Genomic DNA, 10,795 nt, shown 5'->3' on the forward strand with positions numbered 1-10,795 from the left:
GCCATCACAAGATTGACAAAACTTATATTGCCGATGCCAGCTCAAATTCACTCATCTTTCTAAATGCTGTTTTCTGACTTTTTCAGCAAGCCCTATTTAGGGTTGCAGGGAGCGATCGCCCGTCACAAGCGATCGCGTTGATTTATGCAAGTGGTATGGAACCTCTAGTTTTATCGCAGTCGCACTAAGACATGGCATCACCTCCCGGCGGGCTGCGGGAATCTGAACGGACGCCGATCGCCCGCGCAGGTTGTTGCTCGCCCGCCACCGCAGGTTGCACGCCCGCCACCGCGGACGCGAAAAAGCGATCGGGTAAACAGCGAAAATCTGAAGGCTTACCTCACCGCTGGGGAAGTCGATCTGTTTGATGGCAGTGCAGAACTCGGGTTGCAGTTTATCGCCGATCCGAATTTCAAGGTGCAGCTTCCAACCGGGAGCGATCGCATTACGGTGCGCGGCGGTTGTCGGGCGATCGTCAGCTTGTGAGGGCGATCGCAAGTTGGCAATTGGTAGTTAGTTATTAGTTGTTAGTTATTAGCTGTTGGCAAACAGCGCAGCGGGAAGTGATTTAAATGGGAAAAACGGCTGTTAGCTCCAGCGGTATTAATATCAGCGGTTCGGTCAGGGGAATCAAAGGAGAAGTCGGCCTGGGCCCCAACTCAGTATCGCTGGGAGTGGATTTGGGAATCGCCGGCCTCGGCGTCACGACTGACTACGGCGGCGCCGCTACGGTTAACATTGCCGGTCAAAAAATAACGTGGGGAATAGAAGGTGGCAAGATAGAACTTGGCATCGGCGGTCTTGAGGTGAAGGTTGAAGCGAGGGATTGCGTCGTTACCGAAACGAAGAAAATATTCGGGCAAGTAGTAGCTACCCGGACTTACCCTGACCCCGGTTGCAATCCAAAGCCTCCGTCTGAAGCTGTTTCGCCAATCCCTCAGCCTCCAACAGTAATCCCCCCCGGCTCTACTGGTTTAGAAGAGTGGAGTGCTTCACAGCAATTGGCGCTTGTTTCTGTTGACTCCGAGACACATTTCTACACATGGGGATACCGCCAACCTTTGACTTATATTGCTAGATGGAAGAAAACTCAGCTTACGTTTCCTCCATTACTGAATCTTCCCTCAACTTCTTTCATAGAAGGACTAGGCTACACTAGAACTTCTTTCAAACTATTTCCCGAACATATACCCCCCCAAATGAAAGCTTACAATTTGAAACAAAATTCTTTAGTTGGATTCTTTTTAATTCTTTTACTAACACAGAAAATACTAGCTTTTATTTACACTATGCAAGTTTCCTTGACGAAAACTACTTGTCAATTCAAGCCTATCAAGCCCTAGAAAGTGGGAGAAGGTATGGAGGGCTTCTTTTTTACGGAACTATAGCGAAAATACATAAATATATCCAGACATCAAATACGTATTATAGGGAGAGACTAGCTAATCATTTATAAACCAGAAAAAACGGAGAGGAAGGCTACCCTTTTTATACCGCTGCTTACGTACTTCCTATCGGTCAAGCGAAAGTAATACCATTTTTACCAACAGGAAACCGACCTCTTATGAACAATTGTTGCAAAGAAATATTAGCGGAACTCGAAGACATAAAAGAAGCTTTCGCAGTAGAGCGCATATTAAAAGACAAATTCCCGGTCAGCAATTCTTTCATGGCCCCGGGGGTCGATCCAAACAGCAAAACAGAAGCCAAGGACTATTACGAGATTGCTCAGTGCATTTTTCGGATGATGGCGCACGGCATGATATTCGAGCCGGAAGCTGTCATCAAAGACGCCGAGAGCGCTAGAGCGGGCAATCAAGCGCTCACAGTTCGTTACGTCAACGCGACAGGCTGGGCGAAGGCGATGGCAGAGGCGATGTTTGAAGTTCGCGACGACGGAAACGTCGCCACAAACATGGACTTGCGTAACGGATTTACAGTCACTCAATGTCTCGTAGCATTAGCTGACGTGGTAAATAAATTAGATGCAACTCTTGATGTACTCGGTGTCACATTGAAACCAAAAACGGAAGAAGTAACTACAGCATTTAACTGCCTGATTCAGACGGGAAAAGGTTTCGGCGAAAACAATGAAAGACAGCTAGACTTGAATGAGGATGCGTCTACAGAAGCCTTAATCGCCGAGTTTCTAAAGACCAGAAAGAACAAAGTTAAGACTGTCGAAATCCACCCCCGATCGCAATCAATTTTTGAAATACTGCGCGAAATTCAGAAGAGCTTACCGAGACAGGAGTAAATATGGCTAAAAACAGCAAGATAGACAAAGCCCGTATCAAGACATACTTAAAATTAAAAATCAAGGACAACGTACTCGAGCTTCGCAGGCAGCTAGCGGTAGACAGAATCAATATCAATCGCGCCGTAGGAGTAGGAAACATGAAGGACTACATCAAGGAGTACGAGAGCGACTTCGCAAATTCAACAACGGGTATTAAACCTGTTAAAACTAAAACTAAAAATCTCAGAAAACTAACAACCAACAAATTGGAGGAAAAACGATGAAACCCGCCCCTGGCGTCACGACAGAAAACTCGTCCCTCGTGGTTTCTTCAGGAGGAACTCTAGGCAACTGGTTTAACTCGATCGGCAGTTCGATCGGCAGCATTCTGGCAAAGGGTTTGCTCAATGCCAAAGCCCTTCTCAAAAATATGGCCGACGGGGCAAAAGAGCTCTTTGGAGCGATCGCCCGCGGCGACTGGAAAATCTTCGAGAACTGGCTGAAAGAAGATCCTGTAGCCGTAGTAGCGGGTGCCGGTGCGGTGCTGCTGATTGGCGGAGTAATTGTCGGGGGGATTGCAGCAGGTATAGGAGCGATCGCCGCAGCGATCGGCGGCAGCGGGCTGATTGGCGGCATTACGCTTGCTGGAGTTATGCCGCAGTTGGTGAACGCCGCCGTCGGTGCGACGCAGACAATCTACAATTTTGATTTCAATAAAAGCGATGACGCGCTGCTAAAAGAATTGCAGCAGAGTTTTGTCAACTTTGCTGGAGTTGCGGGCGAATCGCTAGGGCGCAGCTTAGCTGGATTTATCATTGGGAAAGACAAGACGCCAAAATTGACAATTAACATGAGGGCCACCAGCACAATGTTCATGGTGCTCGAAGACGAAAACGAAGTAGCCGAAGAAATTCTCGAAGAACTGAGTACGGTGGGCTGGGCTGTTTTCCGACTGGCCCGCCAAGCGCTTTTTGCCGCTGGGTACATCAACTTTAGGAAGTGGGCGAAGGCTAACATCAAATCTGGCATCCCCTGGGTTGATAAGGCGATCGCCAGTTGGGGAGAAGAAGGCGGCAAACCATGGATATTGAGCGATAAAGTTAACGAATTCGTACAGGCTATCGAAGACCAAAACCCTGCATTGGGGAACTTCCTAGAGGGAGTAATCGAAGGTTTCGGTGAGGGAATGAGCGAGTTCATCGTCTTGGAGTACGCCCGGTAAATGAGTAAAAATACATCTGAAGCGAAGGTCAACCGCATACTCCAAAAAAGCGATCCAATCACTCGGATTGCCGGACAAAGCGACGCGAAGGTCAGCGACCAATCTTATTTTGAGGTGTACGAACTCGTTCTAGACAAAGACGGCGATGAAGAAACAAAACTGATCATTTCTGGGACTGAGGTTTTTATTGCCTTGCAAGCGAGCCTGCTACCAGCAATTCAGCAGTTGATTCGAGCGGAGCTGGCGCGGGCCGACTTGGGGACTTTTGTCGGCTACCCTTACGCCGAGTACGTTCAAAATTTTGTTGCGCCCGTTTCCGTGCAGATTCACTGGCGTCTCAGCGGTAGCAGGCCTTACGAGCCGACCAAGGAAGTTAAGCGCCTTGGGAACAGAACGCCGCCAAGGCCATTTTTGACCATCCCAAACATTCACCGAAGCAAGTGTACTTGGGAAAATATTCTAGAGGTGGCTGGAGGAGAAAACGGTTACATTTACGGCAATCACTACGCAGTCGCGCGAATGGTTGATAAAGATACCGACAAAATAGGAAAAGGCGGGCAACTGAAAGTTTATGCTAGCAGCCAAAATGCGGCCCGCGAAATTATCGAACGGACAGCAGAACTTAGCAAATCTAAAATAGCAAGCCTTGTCGGCGGAGAAAATTTGAAGGCAAAGATGCAAAAACCCCGCGTCAGGGTGCACCCGGCTTGGTTGGTTATTTATGGAAGCCGTCGCAGTAAAGACGGCTCTGAAGGGCTAAGCGCGATCGGCGGCAAGAAAATTCCGCTGGGATTCAAGCCGGCGGACGTGCGCGAAACTATACGAAAGTCGCTAGAAAGGTGACGCCAGGGCTTAATAAACTTACTCGTTAATTTTGTTGTTATGAAAAATTGGTTTCACAGTAGAACTTTGCAAACAAGCATCGACTTAGATTATGTTTCGGAGATATGGTGGAACAGCGAAAAGAAGGTTGATGGCATAGTGAAAAGAGTGACTGTAGTTACTCTCGGAACTGCGGGTGCATGGGACCCAGACCTGCTCAGCATTGAGTACAACCAAGTGTGGCTCTATGATGATGGCGATCGAAAAGCGCTTTATAATGCAGTATTTGCCAGCAATTTAGCGGGTACTGGCAACGCCCCGATCGAGTTATTTCTAAACAACTAACAATAATGGAATCTATAACCGAAACCCTTGCTTTTTCGCGCAGGCTAGTTCCAGCAGACGGCGCTAACACCGTGACTCTTCTCGACCTGACCCTGTGGACGCAGAAATTTGCGCCGTTTCTGGCTGATTATGAAATTTTTTATGAATGCCGGCTTGTCGATGTAAAAGTTCGCCCGACAATTCCTAGCCTGCAATTGCCGATAGCGACAGATAGCTCAGTTCCTCGAAGCGATCGGGGCGAGAGGTTGCAACTGGCAGCGAAACAACTCTTGAGTCAAAAAATAGCGCTCCAATTCTTTGGAGTTGACAGTCTTGGAGCGTGGCAACTAGAAAAAGAGCTGACTCTTGAGGGATTCCCTTTTGAGGGCGAAATCGCTTTAGACGATCGGGCGATCGGCAATAGCTTCAAATTAGGTGTCGGAGTGCCTAATAAATGGCAAGCGCCGTTAAAAACCGGGGATTCTATTTTGGTAGCGGGGGCTGTCTCTGCGAAGGCGTATTTCAAAAAAAAAGATGACCCAGCACTAGAAGTTTTGAGCGATCGCCTTTCAGCACTTGAGTCGCTCCTAGGATTATTTGGTGCGGCTACGGCCACACGATCGGGCACTAACGGGTTGGTGGAAGGTGCCGCTGCGGGCGAGCAAAATTGGCTCCTTCGTGGCGATCGAGTTTGGCAAAATCCGCAGGAAATGGGTTTTGCCGCGGCCCAAAATACTTATGCGCTACAGCCGCGATCGAGTGAAACAGGAGCAGCAATTGATGCTAACAATCAATCTTACTCCAGTTACGCAGGAGCGCGATGGATTGACGGTGGTGTTGCAAACTTAAAGTTGCCGAGCAACGCTAGAATGCTTCAGCAAGTTGATTGCTTATTTGGCACTAGCCTTGCGAGTAAGTACCGGGCGCAAGAATTCACCACTGCTAACCGCTGGTGGAAGGGCTCCGAAAACAACGGTATCTGGCGAGACTGGATTGAAGTTGCTTTTCTTACTACTACAACCTCCCAAACTTTTACCAGTCCCCTGGTTTTTAGTAATTCCTTAAGAATGACAGGGCTACCTACTTCACCTACGGGATTAACTGCGGGTAGCCTGTGGCGAAACGGCAATGTAGTCAATATTGTCTAGACATAGACTGCAAGTAATAACGATGTCACCGTGCTATGCCCACCAAGCCGTGACCAGTTTTTAGACTTTTTATACTCACGTGCAGGTTGTAAGCCCCGACAAAGTGACCGTATATTTCAAAAACGATGGTATGAATTGCGGAAATGTTGCGGATGCAGTTGCTAATATGCCACAACTAGCTTCTGCCATCCAATTAGCTCTAGAAAAATGTTGGAGTGAAAAACTAGAATTGATAACAAACTCGCTTCTACCGCTGAATTAATGCTCTATTGCGTCTGTGTCGCTATTGGCAAACTCATCAAGAGTTGACGAGGAGTCTTGACATCCTCAAAACAATCCTATCGTGTCGCAGTGTCTGCCGACTTAGATAAAAAGCCTTGTAATCAGGCGCAATATCACAGAAACAAAGGATACTGGAATCGGCATCTATAAAACTGCGCTTGTGTTGACCAATTCCATCGGGGTACACTTGGAATTTGAGCCAGTTACCGCAACGAAGGAGAATTAGTTCTGCCTTATCTTTTCTGGACATTTTTATTCCCATAACCCCTCAAACCTTCCTGGACTAAGTGCTGTATACGTTGCGCTATGCTGGATGCTTTTGTGCCCTAAATACTCTTGAATCAGTCGAGGATCATATCCCTTTGATGCTAAATAAAATCCGCAACTGTGGCGGAACATATGGGGATGCGTCGAAATTTCTAATTTGGCGATCGCTGTTATTCGCCGCAGCATCTTTGCAATCCCATCTCTTGTCACTGGAACTTTGCTTTTTGTCGTAAATATCCACGGGCTATTTTGAAATTTTCGCAGGCTTTTTAAGCCTCGCAATTCATCTGCCTGCAATGGGTGGACGCCTGGAGTGCCATTTTTTAGTCGCTGAATGTGAATTCTGGCGGCGTCAAAGTCGATCGCCTGCCAGCGCAGCGCGATCAATTCAGACACCCGCAATCCGTGGCGAAAACTCAAAAGTATGGCGAGATAGTCCCGCAGTGCAAAGAATCGGTCTTTATTTGCCTTAGCTACCAGCAGTAAACCCTCTATCTCTTGCTCTGTTAAGTATTCTCTCGACCGTATTGATAGGTTAGTCTGTCGCATTGTCGTTTCTGCTTTTGGTTATTAAACACGCTTCCATGCCGTCGCTGAACGCATTGATAGTGCGATGCACGCGCGCTTACTCCTCTACACAATGCACATATTGCAGACATATTGCAGACAGAGTAACAACAAGTGTTGGAAGTGCTGGAAACTGCTGTTAAAAAAGGTCTTGAGGCTTTGGTGGCGGGCTTTTCGCCCTTGAGCTTCAACTTTCTGCGTTCTGGTTAGCGAGCTCTACTTAAGCCGACTCATCTACCGAGTTGGGACAATTCGGCGGGTGAGTAAATTTTGCGCTTGTAGTCGCACCTGCCGGTGACGCAGCACTCAAACCCATCCGCTGAAATCATAGAAGGTAAGAGGTGATTGCACTTCGGACACCTAACCAGGAAACACTTGTCAGCCGAGTTTCCCCCTATCTTAGTTTTTCTCAGAAAAGCTCCTTGCCGCGCATAACGTCGGGCTAGCAGCTTTACCTCTGACATTGTTTTTTGGAGCATTGGGGATTCGATACAATAGGGGCAACCCCTCTGCCAGCGGGCCACTCACCGGAGGTAGTGGGGTGACTCCTAGCCCGTAGCAGATGACAAATAACTGCCGATCGGCTAGATTTTTCTTCCCTATTGCAGAGAATTGCCTTAAAATAAAGTTATGATATGTAAAATTTTGTTACTTTACGGCTTGAGTCGGCGTATCCATGATCTCTAGCACTCTCCTATTTTCCTCGGTTGAAGAAGACCTGCGACTGTTGACAGAAAACTTAAAACAGTTAGTGGGTGCCCGTCATCCCATCTTGTACGCGGCTGCAGAATACTTATTCGGCACAAAGGGAAAACGGGTGAGACCCGCAATAGTCTTGTTGATGGCCCGGTCAACGATGCCCGATCGTCCAATCACAGAAAAACACCGCCGCCTCGCGGAAATCACAGAAATGATCCACACAGCCAGTCTAGTCCACGACGACGTGGTGGACGAGTCGGATCTGCGGCGGGGAGTACCGACAGTACACAGTCGGTTTAACAACCGAGTGGCAGTATTGGCGGGAGATTTTCTGTTTGCTCAATCTTCGTGGCATTTGGCAAATCTGGACAACCTGCCAGTAGTCAAACTGCTTTCAGAAGTGATTATGGATTTAGCTGAGGGCGAAATTCAACAGGGACTAAATGGATTTGACACCAGTTTGTCGATCGAAGCGTACTTAGAAAAAAGTTATTACAAAACAGCGTCTTTAATTGCCAACAGTTCTAAAGCAGCCGGCTGTTTGAGCGAGGTTTCAGCGGAAATAGCAGACGATTTGTACAACTACGGTCGCAACATTGGTTTAGCCTTCCAAATAGTAGATGATATATTGGATTTCACTGCTTCAACGGAAACTTTGGGGAAACCCGCAGGCTCGGATCTGATTAGTGGTAATTTGACAGCACCAGCGCTATTTGCCCTAGAAGAAAAGCCTTATTTGGAAGTTCTAATAGAACGCGAATTTGCCCAAGAAGGAGATCTAGAGCAGGCTCTGGCGCTGGTAGCAGATTCTCAAGGCATAGAGCGATCGCGAGAACTAGCAACAAATCACGCACAGAAAGCTGTCGAATACTTGGCTGCCCTGCCCCATTCAGAATCCCGTCAAGCCTTGATTGATTTGGCAGATTACGTTTTGAGCCGGCTTTATTAGAGGTGAAAAAGTTACACTTTATTGGTAATGGGTAATTGGTAATGGGGAATTGATAATCGGGAATTGGTAATGGGGAATTTCCTATTGCCCATTCATAAGAAATTGAGTTATGGCGCTTCTTAAGTGAGTTCCCGAGAGCGCGAGCAATTACCGATTACCGATTACCGATTACCGATTACCGATTACCGATTACCGGAGATAGGTCACCGCCCTTGATAAAAGCTATGTTTAGGCAATATCTGGCGGTGGAGCCGATCGATACTGTTGCAAGTAAACATTGATTAAGTCCTGCACTTGCCGGCGAGGGATTTCGGTTCCGACTTCTTGATTGCCGGGATTTTCAAAAAAAACAATACTGTCGAGACCTTCAAGAGCAATCATCTGAAATAAAATGTGAGTGACAGGCAACTGTACGGGCTTGACGCGATCGCCCCCAGCCGCCGCAGCGGAGGACGCATCAGCAAGAGTGGGAAAAGCATAAATCACCTTCTTCTCCTGTCCCGGTTGCTTGAGATTGCTCAAAACCACGATCGCCCAACTTTCGTCTACCGATTGCAGGATCGAGTATTGGAGGTGCTGTAGCTGTTGGGCAATTAAAACCAGCGCCGGGGCGATCGCCTTTAAGATTTGTGGCGTCGAACCGTCAGGCGGAGCTTGTTCGATTAGTGCTTGAATCTGTAGATCTAAATCCATCAGTCAGTTAATTTGAGATTTGAGTTTCAGAATGTCAGGGTAGCAGGTGCAGGTGCAAGTATGTGATACCTAGCACTGCCTCATATTAAGGTAAAATGCGAAATCTGAAGTCTCATAAATTTGATTGATAGATATGAAACATATAGCCAAATATAGCCTTTTTTAGCAAAAATTCTGGATTTTTTAGATTAATTCACGCTTTACCCTTCAATCCGAAAAATATCGTACCTGATGCTCGATTTAGTTGATGCGGGTGTCCCTGGCGGATGCAAATTTTATAACTATGTACGAAAAAAAAGTTTTCTGCTCAAAATTATCTCGTCCTCACCACCAAAAATCCCTGGTTAAACCTGGTTGGTGGCGGATAGTACATTTGGGACACATCAAGAAAAAGCAGCCGTCAGTGTTTTTTTGACAAACCTCTGCCTAAAGGCAAGAGGATTCTTGCTTCACAGGGATTCCGACGAATTTACCTGCTAGCAAGCATCTTGACCGTATGCCCTACGGCTGCAAGTCCTCTAATTAGAACTACTTGAGCTGCTGCAACATCTCTATCGGTTGTATAACCGCAATTTGAGCAACTATGAGTACGTTCAGAAAGCTCTTTTTTGCCTGTTGCGACACCGCAATTTGGACAAATCTGACTGGTTTTCTTCGCATCCACTTTTTGGAAGTACACCCCACGTTTCCAACAGGTTTGTTCCAAAATCGTGAAAAATTGACCCCATCCAGCGTCTAAGCAGTGCTTGCCCAGCATCCCTCTGGATAGTCCAACTAAATTTAAGTCCTCAACGAATACCATCCCTACATCATTGCAAATTTGATGAGAGATTTTGCGATGCCAATCTGAGCGACAATTAGCCACGTATTCATGCAAAAGAGCAACTTTTTTCTGAGCTTTGCGCCAATTATTTGAGCCAATCTGCTTTTTACTTACACGTTTTTGCAGCAATTTCAGCTTGCGTTCTGCGTCTATAAAAAACCTTGGTCGCTTGACTAAAAGACTATTAGAAGTTGCTATGAAATTCGTTAGTCCGACATCGATTCCTAGGGGATTTCCGTGTGGCATTACCTCGGGAAGTTTTACGTCCCATGCAACGGTAAGCATTACATACCAGCCGGATGCACGATTTACTACCCGTGCCTGCTTAATAATTCCACCCTCGGGAATTGCTCGGGATTGCCAAAATTTTACCCAGCCAATTACAGGCAGTTTCACACTACTCTTTTGAATTGGGTTTGAACTTAGTTGTGGAAACACAAAAGACCTCATCGCTCCCCTTTTTTTGAATCGGGGAAATCCGTGATTTTGTTCCCACATACTTACAAATGACTTTTCTAGTCGGCGCAGCACTTGTTGTAAAGCTTGAGCATTGATACGTTGTAATGCAGGGCTGGTTTTCCTGTATGCAGTTAAGGCTTTACATTGAGTTGAGTAAGTTGGCCTGGGTGTGTCAGCTTTGATGATGAATTCCGAGCGAAGCGAACAAGCGTCAATCCGACATTTTCGCGAATTATACCAATCTTTACGTTCTTGCAGGGCATAATTATATACCTTGCGACATTGTTCCAACCAATCCTCA

The 10,795-nt window shown here is 46.8% G+C and carries 12 protein-coding genes; 8 read left to right on the plus strand and 4 right to left on the minus strand.

The window, feature by feature from the left end; translation table 11 throughout:
• Nucleotides 1–96: 96 nt before the first annotated feature.
• Entirely contained in the window at nt 97–498 is a 402-nt protein-coding gene (locus tag JGK39_RS29910; RefSeq protein WP_293249539.1) for a hypothetical protein, read from the minus strand.
• Nucleotides 499–572: 74 nt separating this feature from the next.
• On the opposite strand from JGK39_RS29910, the gene JGK39_RS29915 reads away from it, so the two are divergent.
• The 7 genes from JGK39_RS29915 to JGK39_RS29945 all read left to right on the plus strand — a co-directional run bounded on the left by JGK39_RS29915 (nt 573) and on the right by JGK39_RS29945 (nt 5,755).
• Entirely contained in the window at nt 573–1,343 is a 771-nt protein-coding gene (locus tag JGK39_RS29915; protein WP_293249542.1) for a hypothetical protein, read from the plus strand.
• A gap of 221 nt (nt 1,344–1,564) precedes the next feature.
• Nucleotides 1,565–2,257 (plus strand): hypothetical protein, encoded by a 693-nt coding sequence (locus JGK39_RS29920; protein ID WP_293249545.1) that lies wholly within the window; start codon nt 1,565–1,567, stop codon nt 2,255–2,257.
• A 2-nt stretch (nt 2,258–2,259) separates the two neighbouring features.
• Nucleotides 2,260–2,523, plus strand: coding sequence for a hypothetical protein (locus JGK39_RS29925; protein ID WP_293249548.1), 264 nt, complete (start codon nt 2,260–2,262; stop codon nt 2,521–2,523).
• The gene (locus JGK39_RS29930) at nt 2,520–3,461 is read left to right on the plus strand and encodes a hypothetical protein (protein WP_293249551.1); all 942 of its coding nucleotides are present in this window, start codon (nt 2,520–2,522) and stop codon (nt 3,459–3,461) included. Before JGK39_RS29925 ends, JGK39_RS29930 begins: the two co-directional genes overlap by 4 nt.
• Nucleotides 3,462–4,304: a hypothetical protein gene (locus JGK39_RS29935; RefSeq protein ID WP_293298505.1), complete on the plus strand. Its 843-nt coding sequence runs from the start codon at nt 3,462–3,464 to the stop codon at nt 4,302–4,304.
• A gap of 39 nt (nt 4,305–4,343) precedes the next feature.
• Nucleotides 4,344–4,628: a hypothetical protein gene (locus tag JGK39_RS29940; protein ID WP_293249557.1), complete on the plus strand. Its 285-nt coding sequence runs from the start codon at nt 4,344–4,346 to the stop codon at nt 4,626–4,628.
• Between the two features lie 5 nt (nt 4,629–4,633).
• The gene (locus JGK39_RS29945; protein WP_293249560.1) at nt 4,634–5,755 is read left to right on the plus strand and encodes a hypothetical protein; all 1,122 of its coding nucleotides are present in this window, start codon (nt 4,634–4,636) and stop codon (nt 5,753–5,755) included.
• A 534-nt stretch (nt 5,756–6,289) separates the two neighbouring features.
• Here the strand turns inward: JGK39_RS29945 and JGK39_RS29950 are convergent.
• On the minus strand, nt 6,290–6,853 hold the full coding sequence (locus JGK39_RS29950; RefSeq protein WP_293249563.1) for a tyrosine-type recombinase/integrase: 564 nt from the start codon (nt 6,851–6,853) through the stop codon (nt 6,290–6,292).
• A 694-nt stretch (nt 6,854–7,547) separates the two neighbouring features.
• Here JGK39_RS29950 and sds point away from each other — a divergent pair.
• Nucleotides 7,548–8,519 carry a solanesyl diphosphate synthase gene (sds, locus tag JGK39_RS29955; protein ID WP_293249566.1) on the plus strand — a complete coding sequence of 324 codons (972 nt, stop codon included), beginning with the start codon at nt 7,548–7,550 and terminating at the stop codon, nt 8,517–8,519.
• Between the two features lie 228 nt (nt 8,520–8,747).
• On the opposite strand, the gene JGK39_RS29960 is transcribed toward sds, so the two are convergent.
• On the minus strand, nt 8,748–9,212 hold the full coding sequence (locus JGK39_RS29960; protein ID WP_293249569.1) for a hypothetical protein: 465 nt from the start codon (nt 9,210–9,212) through the stop codon (nt 8,748–8,750).
• 469 nt (nt 9,213–9,681) lie between these two features.
• A partial coding sequence (locus JGK39_RS29965; RefSeq protein ID WP_366049401.1) for a transposase occupies nt 9,682–10,795 on the minus strand: 1,114 nt, incomplete at its 5' end.

The organism is Microcoleus sp. PH2017_12_PCY_D_A (assembly GCF_020738565.1).
Classification (GTDB): Bacteria; Cyanobacteriota; Cyanobacteriia; order Cyanobacteriales; family Microcoleaceae; genus Microcoleus.